The sequence below is a fragment of the Shimia sp. R9_1 genome (assembly GCF_017743775.1).
GTDB lineage: Bacteria > Pseudomonadota > Alphaproteobacteria > Rhodobacterales > Rhodobacteraceae > Shimia.
This window is the reverse complement of the sequence record NZ_JAGHRN010000001.1, coordinates 1,247,638-1,264,530: the sequence shown is the minus strand read 5'-3', so window position 1 is coordinate 1,264,530 and position 16,893 is coordinate 1,247,638. Positions and strand designations below refer to the sequence as shown.

General features: G+C 60.3%; 17 protein-coding genes. 3 read left to right on the top strand and 14 right to left on the bottom strand.

The features are described 5' to 3' along the window. Window positions 1–95: 95 nt before the first annotated feature. The 14 genes from J7399_RS06120 to J7399_RS06055 form a co-directional block, all read right to left on the bottom strand. Window positions 96–887, bottom strand: a complete 792-nt coding sequence (locus tag J7399_RS06120; RefSeq protein ID WP_209084650.1) for a 3'(2'),5'-bisphosphate nucleotidase CysQ — start codon at window positions 885–887, stop codon at window positions 96–98. Further along, complete coding sequence (locus J7399_RS06115; RefSeq protein WP_209084649.1) at window positions 874–2,220, bottom strand: TldD/PmbA family protein; 1,347 nt, start codon at window positions 2,218–2,220, stop codon at window positions 874–876. The genes J7399_RS06120 and J7399_RS06115 overlap by 14 nt, the downstream gene beginning before the upstream one ends. Before the next feature lie 72 nt (window positions 2,221–2,292). Beyond that, window positions 2,293–3,051, bottom strand: coding sequence for a TIGR02186 family protein (locus J7399_RS06110; RefSeq protein WP_209084648.1), 759 nt, complete (start codon window positions 3,049–3,051; stop codon window positions 2,293–2,295). Next, window positions 3,051–3,968, bottom strand: a complete 918-nt coding sequence (locus J7399_RS06105; protein ID WP_209084647.1) for a sulfite exporter TauE/SafE family protein — start codon at window positions 3,966–3,968, stop codon at window positions 3,051–3,053. The genes J7399_RS06110 and J7399_RS06105 overlap by 1 nt, the downstream gene beginning before the upstream one ends. Window positions 3,969–4,076: 108 nt before the next feature. Then, window positions 4,077–5,087, bottom strand: coding sequence for an ABC transporter permease (locus J7399_RS06100; RefSeq protein WP_209084646.1), 1,011 nt, complete (start codon window positions 5,085–5,087; stop codon window positions 4,077–4,079). Then, window positions 5,087–6,181, bottom strand: a complete 1,095-nt coding sequence (locus J7399_RS06095) for an ABC transporter permease (RefSeq protein ID WP_209078411.1) — start codon at window positions 6,179–6,181, stop codon at window positions 5,087–5,089. The genes J7399_RS06100 and J7399_RS06095 overlap by 1 nt, the downstream gene beginning before the upstream one ends. Then, on the bottom strand, window positions 6,174–7,757 hold the full coding sequence (locus tag J7399_RS06090; protein ID WP_209084645.1) for an ABC transporter ATP-binding protein: 1,584 nt from the start codon (window positions 7,755–7,757) through the stop codon (window positions 6,174–6,176). Before J7399_RS06090 ends, J7399_RS06095 begins: the two co-directional genes overlap by 8 nt. Further along, the gene (locus J7399_RS06085) at window positions 7,754–8,110 is read right to left on the bottom strand and encodes a molecular chaperone GroEL (RefSeq protein WP_209078413.1); all 357 of its coding nucleotides are present in this window, start codon (window positions 8,108–8,110) and stop codon (window positions 7,754–7,756) included. Before J7399_RS06085 ends, J7399_RS06090 begins: the two co-directional genes overlap by 4 nt. Window positions 8,111–8,196: 86 nt before the next feature. After that, window positions 8,197–9,186, bottom strand: coding sequence for a BMP family ABC transporter substrate-binding protein (locus tag J7399_RS06080; RefSeq protein ID WP_209084644.1), 990 nt, complete (start codon window positions 9,184–9,186; stop codon window positions 8,197–8,199). A gap of 166 nt (window positions 9,187–9,352) precedes the next feature. Continuing rightward, entirely contained in the window at window positions 9,353–9,766 is a 414-nt protein-coding gene (locus J7399_RS06075; RefSeq protein ID WP_247742734.1) for a GNAT family N-acetyltransferase, read from the bottom strand. 6 nt (window positions 9,767–9,772) lie between these two features. Next, window positions 9,773–10,366 (bottom strand): tRNA (adenosine(37)-N6)-threonylcarbamoyltransferase complex dimerization subunit type 1 TsaB, encoded by a 594-nt coding sequence (gene tsaB / locus J7399_RS06070; RefSeq protein WP_209084643.1) that lies wholly within the window; start codon window positions 10,364–10,366, stop codon window positions 9,773–9,775. A gap of 9 nt (window positions 10,367–10,375) precedes the next feature. Beyond that, window positions 10,376–10,939 carry a NifU family protein gene (locus J7399_RS06065; RefSeq protein ID WP_209064673.1) on the bottom strand — a complete coding sequence of 188 codons (564 nt, stop codon included), beginning with the start codon at window positions 10,937–10,939 and terminating at the stop codon, window positions 10,376–10,378. A gap of 120 nt (window positions 10,940–11,059) precedes the next feature. Then, window positions 11,060–11,959 carry a DUF5666 domain-containing protein gene (locus tag J7399_RS06060; RefSeq protein WP_209084642.1) on the bottom strand — a complete coding sequence of 300 codons (900 nt, stop codon included), beginning with the start codon at window positions 11,957–11,959 and terminating at the stop codon, window positions 11,060–11,062. Next, window positions 11,956–12,795, bottom strand: a complete 840-nt coding sequence (locus J7399_RS06055; protein WP_209084641.1) for a DUF6502 family protein — start codon at window positions 12,793–12,795, stop codon at window positions 11,956–11,958. The genes J7399_RS06060 and J7399_RS06055 overlap by 4 nt, the downstream gene beginning before the upstream one ends. A gap of 168 nt (window positions 12,796–12,963) precedes the next feature. Between J7399_RS06055 and J7399_RS06050 the strand changes: the two genes are divergently transcribed. Genes J7399_RS06050 through J7399_RS06040 form a run of 3 tightly spaced genes read left to right on the top strand, consistent with a single transcriptional unit; the run spans window position 12,964 to window position 16,668 of the window. Further along, complete coding sequence (locus tag J7399_RS06050) at window positions 12,964–14,571, top strand: AMP-binding protein (protein ID WP_209084640.1); 1,608 nt, start codon at window positions 12,964–12,966, stop codon at window positions 14,569–14,571. Next, on the top strand, window positions 14,568–15,884 hold the full coding sequence (locus J7399_RS06045) for a hypothetical protein (protein ID WP_209084639.1): 1,317 nt from the start codon (window positions 14,568–14,570) through the stop codon (window positions 15,882–15,884). The genes J7399_RS06050 and J7399_RS06045 overlap by 4 nt, the downstream gene beginning before the upstream one ends. 1 nt (window position 15,885) lies before the next feature. Further along, a complete protein-coding gene (locus tag J7399_RS06040; RefSeq protein ID WP_209084638.1) occupies window positions 15,886–16,668 on the top strand; it encodes an enoyl-CoA hydratase-related protein in 783 nt (260 codons plus the stop codon). Window positions 16,669–16,893 lie beyond the last annotated feature (225 nt).

Sequence of the window (16,893 nt, the reverse complement as noted above, 5' to 3'; positions counted from 1 at the left end):
GCAACCTAAGCCGCTTACGTCGCGGTCTCAAGAGGGCAGATTATAGAGAAATAGGCGGAATTTTTCCCGTTTCCCAAAGGTTTTTGCGGTTTTGCCTATTGCGGCGCATGGGGTGGCGCCAGAGCCGCACAAATCTTGGACTGCAGGGTGGCATTGCCCGCCACAACGCCCGCAAGCCGGGGATCGGGATTGTTGAACACCAAAGGATTTCCGTGCCGGTCAGAGGTCGCTGCACCGGCTTCGCGCAAGATCAGATCGCCAGCGGCAATGTCCCATTCCCACGTCGGGCGCAGGGTCAGCATGGCGTCAAACCGGCCCTGTGCCACCAGCGCCATGCGATAGGCCAGCGAGGGGCGATAGCCGCGATTGAAATCTGGAGGCGTGTCTTTCCACAGCGCGGCCTCCATTGCGGGCCTAGCTGCTAGCACCTTGGCTCCGGCGAGCGCTTCCATGGTGGTTGTTTGGATCGGCTCGCCGTTCAGCGTCGCGCCTTGGCCCTTTTCCGCGACATAAAGCCGGTCCCGCCGCGGCAGATAGACCACCGCTGCGGTCACTTCGCCATGTTCCGCAATCGCAAGCGAATGGGCCCAGGTGTTGGACCCTTCAATAAAGCTGCGGGTGCCATCAATCGGGTCGATGATAAAAACCTGCGCGTCCTGCACCCGGTTGCCTTCATCAAGTGACTCTTCGCTCAGCCAGCCATAGTCGGGCCGCGCCCCGCGCAGCTCCCGCTCCAGCATGTCATTCACCGCCAGATCCGCCTCGGTCACGGGGCCAGCGCCCTCCGGCTTATGCCAGGTCTTTGCGTTTTGCCCGTCATAGCGCTTGGCAATCTCACCTGCCTCCAGCGCCGCATCGATCAGGAGCTGAAGGTCAGGCGCCGGCAAGGGTCATCCCTTCCACCAGCAATGAGGGCACCTCGCGCGACAGGTAGCCGCGCGCATCATTGGCTGGCACGATATGGCGCAGCATGTCATGCAGGTTCCCGGCGATGGTGCATTCATTTACCGCATAGGCGATCTCGCCGTTCTCAATCCAGAACCCGGCCGCCCCGCGTGAATAATCCCCGGTTGTCGGGTTGATGGTGGAGCCAATCAGCGATGTCACCAGCAGGCCGCGCCCCATGTCTTTGACCAGCGCCTCACGCGACTGCGCGCCTTGGGTCAGCGCCACATTCCAGCTGCTCGGGGAGGGTGGGCTTGAAACGCCGCGCGCGGCATTGCCGGTTGAGGCCATGCCCAGCTTGCGCGCATTGGCCAAATCAAGCGTCCAACCGGTCAGCACGCCTTTGTCGACAATCGCGCGTTTCGCGGTGGGCAGCCCTTCCGCATCAAACGGGCGCGAGCCGGAGACACGCGGGCGCAGCGGATCTTCAATCAGGGAAAGCGCTTCGGGCAGAACCTGCTGGCCTTGCTTTTCGCGCAGCCAGCTTGAGCCACGCGCCACCATGGCCCCGTTTGCTGCCGCCAGCAGATGCCCGACCAACGACGAGGAAATGCGCTCATCAAACAGCACCGGGAAAGCCCCGGTTTCTGGCTTGCGCGCGTTCAGGCGGGCGATGGCGCGCTGTCCGGCTTCGGTGCCGATCTCGGAAGCGGAGCGCAGATCGCTTTGAAAAATGCGCGAATCTCCGTCGTAGTCGCGCTCCATGGCCTCGCCGGTTCCGGCAATCGCAGTGGTGTAAACGGCGCGGCTGCTGCGGTCATATCCGCCGGAAAACCCGTTGCTCGCCGCCAAATGCACGGTTGTGTGGCTATATCCGCCAGTGGAGGATTGCACCTGCGTCACGCCGTCGACCGCCATGGCCGCGGCTTCGGCTGCCAAAGCATCCGCCTGCAGCGCATCAGGCGCGGGCTCGGCTGTCGGGTCACTCAGCTCAAGTGCAGCAATATCAGGGTCGCGTACAAGCTGGTCCGCCGCGGCCAGTCCCACATAAGGATCCTCGGGCGCTTCTTTGGCCATGGCCACCGCCCGCTCTGCCATGGTCGCAATGCTTTCCGGGCGCGTGTCGGAAATGGACACATTGGCCTGACGCTGCCCGATCAGCACACGCAGCCCGAGGTCCACCCCCTCAGAGCGCTCGGCCTGCTCAAGCTTGCCTTCGCGCACTTCGATGGACACCGACGTTCCAGAGACCACCATCGCATCCGCCGCTTCCGCACCGGCTTTCCGCGCGGCCTCCAGCATCATTCCTGCAAGCGTTTCCGGTGTCTGCGACATATCCTGTGCCCCTTTTTAAGTTTGTTATCAGGTAGTCGCCCTGACGCAGCGACGCAAGCGCGTTGGCCTGGCTCAGTTGCGCCGCAACACCTGGAACGCGGCAGAGGCCAGCCATCCTGCGGCAATCGCAATAGCCAATGACATGATCCCGTAAATCAAGGGTTGATTGCGCGACAAATCATAGAGCCAGCGCTCAAGTCCCACCTTGTTCACGTTGATCACCGTCTCAAACTGAGACACCACCTTGCCATCCCGCGTCAGGAAAATGCGCGTGGGATAGTCGCCTTCCGTCAGGTTGGCAGGCATCTGGATTGAGGTGCGAAACAGGGTCTGCTGCTCGATTTCCACGGTGTTTTCGCGCAGCTGATACAGGCCTTCATCGGTGCGGATTCGGATCACCGCTTCGCTGAAGCTTTGGGCGTCCTCCACCTCCATAGGCGCGCCCACAGAGCGGATCGCACGAGGGATCGACACTTTGTGGCGCTGGTCTTCGACGTTGGAAATCGCTTCCGTAAACGGCGCAGAGGTGGCCACCGCATAAAAGCTCGGGGCGGCGTCAATCTCCACCGCATCGGTGTTCACCCAGATGCCAAACTTGCGCTCCTTGCGCCGCACGGTGAGCGGGCTGGAGGGGCCGGACACGGCAATCACCACGTCTAGCGGCTCTTCCGGAATGGGGGCCTCGCGTTTCACCGCACCAAACAGCAGGATCTCAGAGCCGTCAAAGTTTGTGGTGATCGCCACCTGATCCTGGCTCAGGCCAAGCACCACTTCCTCAGCGCTCAGTGCGCTGGCGGCAAGGGCCAAGCAGAAAGAGAGTATCCGCAGCATCAGTGCCCCTCCACCGCGCCAAGCGAAAAGAGCTCGCTGGGTTGAAGCAGCAGGTCGAGCGCCAGTTTGGCACAGACCATCATCACCAGAAGTGCCAGCAAGATGCGCAGCTGTTCGGCCTTCAGGTAGGTGCCAAGCCGCGTGCCAATCTGCGCGCCGATCACACCGCCCACCAGCAACAGAACCGCCAGCGCGATGTCTACGGTGAAGTTGGTGGTGGCGTGCAAAAGCGTGGTGAAGCCGGTGACGAAGATGATCTGAAACAGCGAAGTGCCCACAACCACTTTGGTTGGCATCCCCAGCAGATAGATCATCGCGGGCACCATGATGAACCCGCCGCCAACGCCCATGATGGCTGACAGGATGCCCACCAGCACGCCCACCATCATCGGCGGGATCACAGAGATGTAGAGACCGGACACACGAAAGCGCATCTTCAGCGGCAGACCATGCACCCAATTGTGTTTCTTGCGTTTGGGTGGTCCAGCGTTCTTGCGCGATTTGCGGATCGCATTGAGGCTCTCGATGAACATCAGAGAGCCGATCACGCCCAAAAAGACCACATAGCAAAGCCGCACCAGCAAATCGACCTGACCCTGCGACTTCAGATAGTTGAACACCACCACCCCAAGCGCGGCCCCTATGAGGCCGCCAGACAGCAGCACCGTGCCCATTTTGAGGTCGACGGTTTTTCGCTTCAGATGTGCCAGCACACCACTGAACGAGGAAGCCACGATCTGGTTCGCTTCCGTCGCAACCGCGACGGCCGGCGGGATGCCGATGAAAAACAAAAGCGGCGTCATCAGAAATCCGCCACCAACCCCGAACATCCCCGAAAGAATGCCCACCATGCCGCCCAGTCCAAGCAGCAGGAATGCGTTGACGGAAACTTCGGCGATGGGGAGGTAAATCTGCATAATTTTTGATAGCGCTACAGGGCTCTCAAAAGCAACCTGCCAGCGTCGATAAAACGCTGGCAGGACAGATCATTGACCGAAAACTGGACTTATCGTCCGGTTGCGGATTTAGCGCTCTTTGACGTAAGGCTCGCCGCTGGCACGTGGCGGGATCGCCTTGCCGACAAAGCCTGCGAGGATCACCACGGTCAGGATATAGGGCAACGCACCCAGGAGTTGCACCTGAACCTTGATGCCGGAAACACTCTCGATGATGTCCGGACGCAGCTCCAATGCCTGGAACAGACCAAAGAGCAGACAGGCCCAAAGCGCATAGACCGGACGCCATTTGGCAAAGATCAGCGCCGCGAGCGCGATAAAGCCACGACCGGCGGTCATATCTTTCACAAAGCCCGCCTGCAGCGCGGAGGAGAGATAGGCCCCGGCCACACCGCACAGCACACCGCAGATCAGCACAGCCGCATAGCGCAGCCAGACCACCGAAACGCCAGCCGTATCCACAGCTGCCGGATTTTCCCCAACCGCGCGCAGGCGCAGGCCAAAGCGGGTGCGAAACAACAGCCACCAGGTGAAAGGCACCGTCAGCAGCGCCAGATAAACGAGGATCGAGTGGCCGGAGATCAGTTCGGAGTAGAACTGCTGCAGCGGGCTTGCTTCTGCGATCAACTGGCTCAGCGGACGGCCTGCGGCTTCCGCGTCGGTCGGACCAATGGCGAACGGCAGCTCAATCGGGTTGAACCGCGCAGCGCCTTCCAGCGGCGGCGTGCGGCCCCCTTGGCGGAACCAGCTTTGCGCCGCCAGAACGGTCATGCCAGCCGCAAGAAAGTTGATCGCCACACCGGAGATCAGCTGGTTGCCGCGGAAGGTGACGGATGCCAGCCCGTGGATCACCGCGAGAATGATCGACGCGCCAATCCCGGCCAGCAGGCCCACCCAGGCATTGCCGGAGTAATAGGCGAATGCAGCAGCAAAGAACGCCGCTGCCAGCATTTTGCCCTCAAGGCCAATGTCGACCACGCCGGAGCGTTCGGAATAGAGACCTGCGAGACAGGCCAGTAGCAGAGGTGTTGCCAGACGCACAGATGTGTCCAGCACCTGAAGCAGTGTCAGAAAGTCCATCAGGCGTTCCTCCGGCGCAGCGCGATAAAGAGTTTCTCAAGCGGGTGACGCACCATATTGTCCAGCGCACCGGTGAACAGGATCACCAGAGCTTGGATCACCACGATCAATTCACGTGGGATGCTGGTCCAGAGCGCCAGTTCCGCGCCGCCCTGATAGAGGAAGCCAAACAGGATGGCTGCGAGGAACACGCCAAACGGATGGTTGCGCCCCATCAGCGCCACCGCGATGCCGATAAAGCCCGCGCCTTCAGTGCTGTTGAGGATCAGACGTTCGCTTTCCCCCATTGTGGTGTTCACAGACATCATCCCGGCCAGCGCACCGGAGATCAGCATGGCGATCACGGTGATGCGCACAGGGCTGATGCCGGCGTATTTGGCGGCCGTTTCCGATTGGCCAAAGGCACGGATTTCATAGCCAAGCCGCGTGCGCCAGATCAGCGCCCAGACCACAAAACAGGCAATCAGCGCGAGGAAGAAGGTCACGTTTGCAGGAGCGCCACGGAACATGGGTGTCTCTGCGGTGGAGAACATATCCTGAAAAGACGGCAGATGGGTTGCATCCGGGAACTTGGCTGAGGCCGGGTCCATCGCGCCCACAGGCCGCAGCATTTCCACCAGCACATAGTTCAACAGCGCCGCAGCGATGAAGTTGAACATGATGGTGGTGATCACGATGTGACTGCCGCGTTTGGCCTGCAGATAGGCCGGGATCAGCGCCCAAAGCGCGCCAAACAGCGCCGCACCCACAGAGGCACCCAGGATCGACAAAGACCAATGGGGCCAGGGGATATAGAGGCACACCAGCGCCACACCGAGGCCGCCCAGCATCGCCTGACCTTCGCCACCGATGTTGAAAAGGCGCGCATGGAACGCGACCGAGACCGCAAGGCCGGTGAAGATGAAGTTGGTGGCGTAATAGAGCGTATAGCCCCAGCCCGCCGAGCGCATCAGCGCCCCGTCAATCATCAGTTTCAACGCTTCAATCGGGTTTTCGCCAATGGCCAATATCACCAATGCGGAGAAAAAAGCCGCCAATAGCAGCGAGATAAGGGGGATCAGGACGATGTCAGCCCATTTAGGCATCTTATCCATCGGCGTGGACCTCCTGTTCAGTGGTGTCATTGCCGCCGTTGCCTGCAACTGCGGAGGTGTCGGTGATCCCGGCCATCAAAAGGCCCAGCTCTTTTTCATTGGTCTGCGCCGGATCGCGCTCGCCCATGATGTGGCCGTCAAACATGACCGCAATCCGGTCAGAGAGGGACATGATCTCATCAAGTTCCACAGACACCAGCAGGATCGCCTTGCCCTGATCGCGCAGGTTCACGATCTGCTGGTGGATGAACTCGATTGCGCCGATGTCCACGCCGCGGGTCGGCTGGCCAATCAGCAGCAGGTCCGGATTGCGCTCGATCTCACGCGCCAGCACGATTTTCTGCTGATTGCCGCCAGAGAAGTTCTTGGCCGCCAGTTTTGGATCGGGCGGGCGCACGTCAAAGCGCTCCATCTTGGCTTCGGCATCCTCATAGATGGCTTTGTTGTCCATCAGAACGCCGTTCTGGATTTCCGGTTCCAGATGGTAGCCAAACACGGTGTTTTCCCAGGCGGAAAACTCCATGATCAGACCTTCACGCTGCCGGTCTTCCGGCACGTGACTCACCCCGGTCGCGCGGCGCGCCTGTCCGTCAGCGCCATGGCCGCTCAGCGGGATCGGCTCCCCATTGACCAGAATGGTGCCGGTGCCGTCAGCATAACCGCCGAGCACTTCCAGAAGCTCGGATTGGCCGTTCCCGGCAACCCCTGCAATCCCGACAATCTCACCAGCGCGCACATTGAGGTCGATGCCTTTGACACGCTCAACGCCCGCGTCATCCACAACGCGCAAGCCTTGCACATCCAGAATGGTGACACCCGGCTCCGCCGGTTTTTTGTCAACGCGCAGAAGCACTTTGCGACCCACCATCAGCTCGGCGAGCTCTTCAGGTGAGGTCTCCTTGGTCTTTACCGTGGCGGTCATCTGACCACGCCGCATCACCGAAACCGTGTCGGTGTATTCCATGATCTCACGCAGTTTGTGTGTGATCAGGATGATGGTTTTGCCCTCTTCGCGCAGCCGGTCCAGAATGCGGAACAGCTGATCCGCTTCGGCTGGGGTCAGCACGCCGGTCGGCTCATCCAGAATCAGGATTTCCGCCTTGCGATACAGCGCCTTGAGGATTTCCACGCGCTGCTGATGGCCCACAGAGAGGTTTTCAATCACCGCATCCGGGTCCACGTTCAGGCCGTATTCATCCGCCAGATGCTTCAGCTCGCGGCGCGCATTGCCCAAAGAGGTATTGAGCATCGCGCCGTCTTCGGCCCCCAGAATGATGTTTTCCAGAACCGTGAAGTTCTCCACCAGCTTGAAGTGCTGGAACACCATCCCGATGCCTGCGCTGATGGCGGCTTGGCTGTCCGGGATCGGGGTCTTTTGTCCCTTGATAAAGATCTCCCCGGCATCCGCTTTGTAAAAGCCGTACAGGATCGACATCAGCGTGGATTTCCCCGCGCCGTTTTCGCCGATGATGCCGTGAATGGTGCCAGGCTGCACCGAGATCGAGATATCCTTGTTGGCCTGAACAGGGCCAAAGGCTTTGGATATGCCTTTTAGTTCAATGGCAGGCGCCGTCATTCAGGCTCTCCCAGTCCTGCGAAGCCGACCATGCGCGTTGCGCGCCCGTCGGCGTCAAGTTCCACGAAATATTGGCCAAGCTGCTCTTTGCCGTCGGCCATGCGAAAGGCAACGGTCACCCTGTGGTGGCCTTTGGTCTCGCTGGTTCTGACCACCTGCGCAGTCGCGCCGGGGGCATATTGCGTGAACATGCCGATATAGCTGCTCAGCGCGTCCAGATCAGAAATCGTCTCTGGGGCATTGGGATCGCAATAGGAGAAGTTTTCAGCCATGACGTCGGCTAGTGTGGCGCTGCGTGTGTTAGCGTCTGCCTCTGCCCAGGTGGCGAAGAAAGCGGTCACGTAGTCTGGCATGAACTTGTCCCCCTTTTACGTTTTAGGGGCCGCACCGCCATGGCACGGCCCCCTTAAAGAGCTCCGGGATGGATCCCGGGCGCCTGTTATTCCACTGGGCAGCTGTTGTCACTCATGTAATCGTGCACAGCCAGCTCACCGGAAGCAATTTTACCGCTTGCTGCATCAACTGCGGCAGCCATGTCCGCAGAAACCAGCTCAGCGTTGTATTCGTCCATCGCATAGCCAACGCCGCCGTTGGACACGCCCATCACGTTGAAGCCGGTTTCCAGCGCATCACCCGCCTTCATGGCTTCGTAAACCGCGTTGTCCACGCGCTTCATCATGGAGGTCAGGACTTTGCCTGGGTGCAGGTGGTTCTGGTTGCTGTCCACACCGATGGAGAGGATGCCCTCATCCGCTGCGGTCTGCAGAACGCCAACACCGGTGCCGCCTGCCGCTGCATAAACAACGTCCGCACCCTGGCTGATCTGCGCTTTGGTCAGCTCTGAACCTTTGACCGGGTCATTCCATGCGGCAGGTGTTGTGCCGGTCATGTTCTGGATCACGGTTGCGTCCGGGTTCACCGCTTTCACGCCCTGAACGTAGCCACAGGCGAATTTACGGATCAGCGGGATGTCCATGCCACCGATGAAGCCCACGGTGCCGGATTTGGACGCCTGCGCCGCCATCATGCCGACGAGGTAGGAGCCTTCGTGCTCGTTGAACACAACGGAGCGCACGTTTGGCGCGTCAACCACCATGTCGATGATGGCAAATTTGGTGTCAGGATAGTCGCCCGCCACTTCGCCCAGCACGTTGCCGAAAGCAAAGCCAGCCATAACGATTGGGTTGGCACCGGCTTCTGCAAAGCGGCGCAGAGCCTGCTCACGCTGTGCTTCAGACTGCAGTTCGATCTCGCGGAAGCTGCCGCCGGTTTCTTCTGCCCAGCGGGTTGCGCCGCCAAAGGCCGCTTCGTTGAAGGATTTGTCGAACTTGCCGCCGAGGTCAAAGATCAGCGCCGGTTCTGCCAGGGCTGCACCCGCAGAAAGGGCCGCAGCTGCCGCAGCGCCAAGAAATTTGTGCATCAGGCTCATTTAAGTCTCCCAGTGTTGAGCGGGGCGGTCGTTTCGTTGCGAGTGCCGTCCCGTCTATTGTTCATGTCCCGCCGGACCATCATGTAACTAAGGCGATTGATACCGAAGCGGTCAACTTTATTTTGACCATTTGGCCAAAAAGGTGACATTCGAATCAGGCCCCCGATCAGTTTAGCGCCTTTTTTAGGAGGCATGCAGCGATTTGCTGCCCGTCTGTGCGTGTGTAGTAGCCGGGCCGCGTGCCATATATTTCGTAGCCGCAGCGCTCATAGAGCGCAAGCGCAGCCGCTTTGTCCTCCGCCACTTCCAGAAAGCTTGTGGCCGCCCCGCGTGCGCTGGCTTCCGCCTCGTATTTTTCCAATAATAACAAGCCGAAACCACGCCGCCGCGCGTCAGGATGCACAGCCACTGTCAGGAGTTCGCATTCGTCTGCCACCGCACGACCCAAAGCGAACCCAGCGTCAACCGAGACAAAAAACACCAGTCGTGACTGAAGCAGCCCGCTTATTTCTTTGGCATCCCAGGCGCGGCTGTCCGTGAAAGCGGCGCTGTGGATCGCGGCCATGGTCTCAGGCGTCATGGCGGATCACTGATCCAGAATGACCGGAGCAGGGTCCTTGGGCGGCGCCGCGTCAGCAGGCTTGATGTAGAGCGGTGCCGGGGCAGGGGGGCTGCTTTGATAGCGTTTTGCTGTCAAACGCGCGATTTGCACGACAAGACTAACGGGTACTGGATTTGCGAGCGGGGCATCTTCCATGATATCGAGGAGCTCGTCCTGCGTCGCCAGATAGGGAGTTTTTCCTTTGGGAGCGAGGTATCCTTGGCCGCGAGGTCCGGGCACAACAGGTATAGCCACGCGGTCTAACCCGGCTTCAATCGCGTCAAAGCTGTTCACGCCCACCGCCGGAATACCCAGCCCCAGCGCGAGGCCCCGCGCGGCGGAGACGGATATGCGGATACCGGTAAAATTGCCGGGGCCAACCCCCACGCCAATCGCATCCAGATTTTGCCAGCTTTTTCGGGCCTCTTTCAAAACCTCTTCCAGCATCGGCATCAGGCGCTCCGCCTGCCCGCGCTTCATCTCTTCGACCTTGAAGCCGATGATGTGCTCACCAGACAGCAAAGCGGCCGCGACATGCGCGGCCGATGTGTCAAAACTCAGGACCAGTGGGGCCGTCATGGGGAGAAATTACACCGCGACCGGACGCACTTCGGTCACTTCAGGAATGTAGTGACGCAGCAGGTTCTCGATGCCCATTTTCAGGGTCAGCGTAGAGGAGGGGCAGCCAGCGCAAGCGCCCTGCATGTGCAGATACACCACACCGCGGTCAAAGCCGTGGAACGTGATGTCGCCGCCATCCTGTGCCACTGCCGGACGCACGCGGGTGTCCAGAAGCTCTTTGATCTGGCCAACAATCTCGCCATCTTCGCCGGTGTGCTCTGCGTGACCGGAGGGGGCTGTTGCCTCACCTGCCATCACAGGCTGGCCAGACTGATAATGCTCCATGATCGCGCCAAGGATCGACGGTTTGATGTGATCCCACTCAATGCCGTCCGCTTTGGTCACGGTCACAAAGTCATTGCCGAAGAACACGCCCGCAACGCCATTCACTGCAAAGATGCGGGTCGCCAGAGGGGAGGCTGCCGCGCCATCCGCAGTCGGGAAATCGGCGGTGCCCATTTCCAACACAGTCTGCCCGGGCAGAAACTTCAGCGTTGCAGGGTTCGGGGTGGATTCCGTTTGAATGAACATTGGCAGACCTTTCCTATCAAGATTTGATATGCGCCTGCGGTTGTGATTAGTCAAGGTTTAGATTCATTCTAAAGTAAACGTGGCGACCGCTGCGCAAGTGATGGCAGCGCTCGCCAGACTTTAAGGTGTCGGGCAGCCCAAAACGCGCAGCTGCGCGCGTGTTTCCGCGCTCAGCACTGCATCGGGTTTCACGATGGACCCGTCCACCCCGCAAATGCGCACCTTGTCTTGGGTCATCACATCGCCGCGTTGCTCTGTGTAAGACGACAGCCCACTGCCTGCGACAGTGTAATGCCCGGTGGCAGAGACCACCGAAAAATAGCCCTCCGCGAGCACCAGCGCCTTTGGAGCGTCAAACACGCCAAGGCGCATATCGCGCACCTCAAGCCCGTCGTGCTGCGCTGTGCCATAGACCCGCAGGATCTGCCCCTCTGTCGCATGTTCCGGGCGCGGCCCGTTCATAGTCACGGCACCCAGTTTCCATGATGGGGTGTCCTCAGGGGCGGAGGCATAGCTGCCCTGCACGCTGGCCTGCGCCTGCGGGGGCACCACCTCAATGGCGGTGGCGATCACTGTTTCGCGGTTCCAAAAACCACTCACTGCAATCCAATCGCCCACGGCCACCTCAGGCGCGCGCGCATCCTTCAGGATGCGTGCGCCCATCACCACAAGCGCATCTGGATGCACCTCGCTCACAGGGCCGACAATCGGATGCACCTGCGTGATCGCATCCGCGGCCCAATGGTCGCCGTCCCTCTGCACGGCCACGGCCACGGTTTGCCCGGGGCGCAACGCGCTGGCCGGTTTGGAGCCAGCCGCAGAGCTCACCTGCATATCGGGCGCAAAGGTGATGCGCTGCGTGTTCACGATGATGCTGCCCAGTTTGACAATTTCGCCGACAATACCCGTGCCGGTGAGACCGCCTTCACGCGCCTCCTTTTCTTCGCCAGCAGAGATGGGCAGGGCGCTGCTGGCTATCACAAACGCGCATAATGCGCTCAGTTTCAGAAAACCGCTCATGTTTTGGTGTCTTCCTCGGAATTCTTCTCGGGGGTGGCCACGCCTTCTGGCGTGGAAGTATCGGTCGGATGTATCGGCGCAATGAAGGCACCGGTGACAAAACGGCCGTTTGCCAACTGCCCGGACGCATCGTCTTCGCTTTGCAAACGGTGCGCCATGGCGTTGAGCGTCTCAAGATAGCTTTGTGCCATCTTGCGCGCCTCTGCTTCCAGCGCGGCAACCGAGCTGGCAGAGAGATGAGAGTAGCGCAGCACCTGATCAAACTGGCGCGGCGCACCGGGCGGGGACAGCACGTTTTCCGTGGCAATCCGCAAATGGTCCCCCACCGTCGCCTCAAAGGCATCAATCGCCGCATCACCGGATTGCGCCACAAAGGTCGCTGACAGCAATTCTAGCTGCCCATCCGGATGGCGTTTGATCAGATCCTGTCGTTCAAGCTCTGACAGGACGGTGGCCGCCGCAAGGTCGACCTTGCTGGCTTTGATCAGCTCGTCAAACCCGGGTACATCGGGTTGGCCCTTGCGCGGCAGCAGGCGCGGCTGGCCTGCCGCATCGCAAAAAGGCGGCTCCTGAGACCAGGTTGTCAGCACCAAAGCGATTCCCCTTGTGGGAATCTTTTTCGTCTGCCCGCTCTCAATTTCAGCACGCAGCCGCTTAACATCTTTGCGGTGCACGCCGGTGCGCAAACTCACCTGACTGTCGGTGGCGCTCTCATCTGACAGCCCTTCTGTCACCAAAGCACGTTTCAGGGCTTCGGTGGCTGTTTGCACGTCCAAATTGTTTTTGATCAGCAGTTTAGACAGGGGTTTCAGCAAGGCTGAGAGCGCGCGTTCCATCCTGTCTGTCGTGGTGCTTCGTGTCGTATTTCCCATTCCAAGTCCCAAAAATCCCCGCAAACATATGCGCTTTTTTCCCCTGAGAAGAAAGGAAATTCACGAAAACGTGAGTTGTCGTGGGAAAAATTCCCATGAACATTTACGTGAGCATAGCGGAAGGACAGCAGGATGCACAACTTGGCCCAGAATTTTGAAAACGGGTTCTCCCTCTCTTTGACAAAAGACGGCGCACCCCTCGCAGAAGAGACACCAACCATCCCCGACGATTGGTTCACCCGTTTCGGCTTTGGCCCGACAGTCGCGCCACGCTTTGCCTCTGTGCTGGCGGGCTTTGCGCATTACGCCGCGCTACAACCGGAGGCGGTTGCGCTGGAATGCGAAGGCGAGACCATGACCTATGGCGCGCTGGATGAGGCGTCTGACCGTCTGGCTCAAAAGCTGCGCGATCTCGGCATTGGCCATCAGGATGCGGTGGGCCTCTATCTGAAACGCTCCATTCCGATGGTTGTGGGCATTCTGGCCATCATGAAGCTTGGCGCGATCTATGTGCCGCAGCACCTTGGCGTCGCCACCGAGAGCGCGCTGCGCCATATCTCCACCGTCACCAAGGCCAAGGTTGTCCTGACATTGGAGGCCCGGCAGGGCGAAGTGCCTCTGGAGGAGGGCCAGCACCTTCTGGCGATCGAGGAGGTGATGCGGGATGCCTCTTTGCCGCGCCTCAAAGGGATGGCGGATCTGCATGGTGACGACATTTGTATGGTGCTCTTCACCTCCGGCACCACGGGGGTGCCCAATGGGGTTCAGGTTACCCATCAGAACCTCGCCAACATCCTTCTGACCGCGCCGGGTGATCTCGGCATGCGCCCCGGTCTGCGCGTCGGGCAAATCCTCTCCATCGCCTTTGACATGGCGGCTTGGGAAATCCTCGGCTGTCTCTCAAACGGCGCAACGCTGGTGATCCGGGGCTGCGATATTCAGGCCACCGCAGAAACCGTGGACATTCTGATCTCCACCCCTTCTATCCTTGGCTCCCTTGACGCCACCGCCTGCCAGCAGGTCAAAGCCGCCGCCGTGGCGGGCGAACCCTGCCCGCGCCCTCTGGCGGACAAATGGGGCAGCTTCTGTGATTTCTACAACTCCTGCGGCCCAACCGAGACCACCATCATCAACACCGCCATGCGTCACCACCCAGAAAAGGCCGATCTGACCATCGGCAAGCCGACCCCCAACAACACGGTCTATATCCTTGATGAGGCGTTGAATCCGCTGCCATTTGGCGCGACCGGCGAAATGTGGGCCGGAGGAGATTGCGTCACGGCAGGCTATCTCGCCAATCCGGAGCTCAATGCACAGCGCTATCGCCTTGATCCGTTCCGCCCCGGCCATCTGATGTTCCGCACCCGCGATCTGGGCGCCTGGACCGAAACCGGAGAGCTGCTGCACTTCGGCCGTGTCGATGATCTGGTGAAAATCCGCGGCTTCCGCGTGGAGCTTGATGGTGTTTCCCGCGCTCTGGAAGAAACCCCCTGCTGCGAACAGGCGGTGACCCTCAAATTTGATGACCGCACGCTGGTCTCCTTTGTCAGCCCCGCAGATGTCTGCCCCAAAGAGGCGCGTGCGCGGGTGGAAAACAAACTGCCCTACTACTGTGTGCCCAAAGTGGTGCTGCCCATGGCGGATCTGCCCAAAACCCCGCGCGGCAAACTCGACAAACGTCTGCTGTTGCAGCGCGCCGAAGAGGCGATCCGCCTCAGCGGTCAGGAGGCAGCGGAATGACAACGCAGACCACCAACATCAAGCCGACCCGCCGCTTCAACTTCCGAAACATCACGCGGCACCCCTCTCTGATTGAATACCGACGGCTCGCCGCCGTGGTCGCCATCGTGAACCTCTGGGTCTTTGTGCAGGGCATCACGGGCGGCGTTTGGCAGAGCGCTTCAGGCTTTCACACCGCCGCGATTGCGCAGGTGGCCCTTCTGAACTTCACACTGGCGATCCTGATCCGGCAACAGCGCGTGGTGAACCTGCTATTCTGGCTCGCCACTCGCATCCCCACCAGCTGGCCGCTCTGGATCCGCTGGGGGGCGGGCAAGGTCTTCCATTTTGGCGGGCTGCATTCCGGCGGCGCGGTGGCCGGGTCGATCTGGTTTGCCTTCCTGCTCTTTGCCCTTGTCTCAAACGCGCTGAACGGCACCGGCGGAGCCTCGCTGCAGACGCTGTGGCTGACCGGCATCATGGTAGGTCTCATGACCCTGATGATCCTCTCGGCCATCGGCCCCATCCGTCAGAAGTTCCACAACCGCTTTGAGCACATCCACCGCTTCGCGGGCTGGTCGCTGCTGGGGCTGTTCTGGCTCCACAACGCCTCCATGCTGCGCGATGCGGGGCAGCCGATGACCGAGGGCCTCGCCTTCTGGCTGCTCTGCGTGCTGACGCTGTCGATTGTCTCGCCATGGCTGACCCTCAAGAAGGTGCCTATCGAGGTGGAAAAGCCCTCCAACCACGCGGTTGTGGTGCGCTTTAACTATGGTGACACCCCCTTTGCCGGCTCCTCCAACGCGCTCAGCCTCAGCCCGCTGCGCGAATGGCACTCCTTTGCCAACATCCCCACGCCGGGGGAGGCAGGCTACCGTCTGGTGATCAGCCGGGCAGGGGACTGGACCGGGCGCTTCATCGACACGCCCCCCAGCCACGTCTGGGTCAAAGGCATCACCACCTCGGGCGTGGCCCGCATCGAGGTGCTCTTCAAAAAGGTGGTCTATGTCGGCACGGGCAGCGGTATTGGCCCGATCCTGCCGCATCTTTTGGCCCATGAGGTGCCCAACAAGCTGATCTGGTCGACCCGGTCGCCGCGCAAGACCTATGGGGATGCGCTGGTGGATGAGATCGAAAGCAACACCCATGATCCGCTGATCTGGGACACCGATGCCCGTGGCAAACCCAACCTCTCCGCTCTTGCGCTTGAGGCGGTGCGCCAGAGTGGGGCGGAGGCGGTGATTGTGATCTCCAACCAGAAGCTCACCCAACAGGTGATCTACGACATGGAACGCGAAGGCATCCCCGCTTTCGGTGCAATTTGGGACAGTTGATATGCGTGATGATGTCCAAGGCTATGAAACCATTCTGACAGAGAAGGTGGGGCGTGTTCTGACGATCACGCTCAACCGGCCCAAGGCGCTGAATGCGCTCAACTCTCAGGTTCTGGAGGAGGTGCTGGATTGCGCCTCCATCCATGACACCGACCCCGACATCGGCTGTATGGTGTTCACCGGCAACGCCCGCGCCTTTGCGGCGGGGGCCGATATCGCCGAACTCAATGTGCAGGATTATGGCTCCATGTATGAAACCGCCTTTTTCGCGGGCTGGGATCGCTTTGCATCCCTGCGCACGCCCAAGGTGGCGGCGGTTTCAGGCTATGCGCTGGGCGGCGGCTGTGAACTGGCCATGATGTGTGATGTGATCCTTGCCTCAGAAACCGCGCGCTTTGGTCAGCCGGAGGTCAAGATCGGCTGTATCCCCGGCATTGGCGGCACACAGCGGCTGACCAAACTTGTGGGCCGCGCCTGCGCGATGGATATGATCCTCACCGGTCGCATGATTGACGCACCCGAGGCGCAGGCCATCGGTTTGGTCAGCCGCGTGGTGCCTGAAGAGGATCTGCACAGCACCACGCAGGAGGTGGCCGCGACCATCGCAAGCTATCCCAAAGACATTGTCATGATGGCGCGCGCCTGTGTGAATGAGGCCGAAGAAGTAGGGCTCAATGCAGGCCTGCGCTTTGAGCGGCAGATGTATCACGCCCTCTACGGCCTTCCGGCGCAGCGCGAAGGCATGACCGCGTTCCTTGAAAAACGTCCACCCAAGTTCAGGTAGAAGGCGCTCAAACCCCTTTCCTGCAGGGGTAGAACGCACAAGGAGAACTGCAATTCCCAAGGACAATCAGGCGCATTTGTGGTAGATACTAAGAGGCGATTTGCCGTTTGAGGCACTTTGCGTTTTGCCTGCTGCATGCGGTCAGATTTTGGCATGCAGCCCTTGGGGAGAGCCTTGACCAAGGAGTTTCTACCAAACGCAGAGTGCTCTGAAACGCTTTTAGTG

Excerpts from the sequence above, each read along its gene's own strand:
- J7399_RS06115 (WP_209084649.1), bottom strand. The coding sequence starts at position 2,220 with ATGTCGCAGACACCGGAAACGCTTGCAGGAATGATGCTGGAGGCCGCG.
- J7399_RS06110 (WP_209084648.1), bottom strand. The coding sequence starts at position 3,051 with ATGCTGCGGATACTCTCTTTCTGCTTGGCCCTTGCCGCCAGCGCACTG.
- J7399_RS06105 (WP_209084647.1), bottom strand. The coding sequence starts at position 3,968 with ATGCAGATTTACCTCCCCATCGCCGAAGTTTCCGTCAACGCATTCCTG.
- J7399_RS06100 (WP_209084646.1), bottom strand. The coding sequence starts at position 5,087 with ATGGACTTTCTGACACTGCTTCAGGTGCTGGACACATCTGTGCGTCTG.
- J7399_RS06095 (WP_209078411.1), bottom strand. The coding sequence starts at position 6,181 with ATGGATAAGATGCCTAAATGGGCTGACATCGTCCTGATCCCCCTTATC.
- J7399_RS06090 (WP_209084645.1), bottom strand. The coding sequence starts at position 7,757 with ATGACGGCGCCTGCCATTGAACTAAAAGGCATATCCAAAGCCTTTGGC.
- J7399_RS06085 (WP_209078413.1), bottom strand. The coding sequence starts at position 8,110 with ATGCCAGACTACGTGACCGCTTTCTTCGCCACCTGGGCAGAGGCAGAC.
- J7399_RS06080 (WP_209084644.1), bottom strand. The coding sequence starts at position 9,186 with ATGAGCCTGATGCACAAATTTCTTGGCGCTGCGGCAGCTGCGGCCCTT.
- J7399_RS06075 (WP_247742734.1), bottom strand. The coding sequence starts at position 9,766 with ATGACGCCTGAGACCATGGCCGCGATCCACAGCGCCGCTTTCACGGAC.
- tsaB (WP_209084643.1), bottom strand. The coding sequence starts at position 10,366 with ATGACGGCCCCACTGGTCCTGAGTTTTGACACATCGGCCGCGCATGTC.
- J7399_RS06065 (WP_209064673.1), bottom strand. The coding sequence starts at position 10,939 with ATGTTCATTCAAACGGAATCCACCCCGAACCCTGCAACGCTGAAGTTT.
- J7399_RS06060 (WP_209084642.1), bottom strand. The coding sequence starts at position 11,959 with ATGAGCGGTTTTCTGAAACTGAGCGCATTATGCGCGTTTGTGATAGCC.
- J7399_RS06055 (WP_209084641.1), bottom strand. The coding sequence starts at position 12,795 with ATGGAACGCGCGCTCTCAGCCTTGCTGAAACCCCTGTCTAAACTGCTG.
- J7399_RS06050 (WP_209084640.1), top strand. The coding sequence starts at position 12,964 with ATGCACAACTTGGCCCAGAATTTTGAAAACGGGTTCTCCCTCTCTTTG.
- J7399_RS06045 (WP_209084639.1), top strand. The coding sequence starts at position 14,568 with ATGACAACGCAGACCACCAACATCAAGCCGACCCGCCGCTTCAACTTC.
- J7399_RS06040 (WP_209084638.1), top strand. The coding sequence starts at position 15,886 with ATGCGTGATGATGTCCAAGGCTATGAAACCATTCTGACAGAGAAGGTG.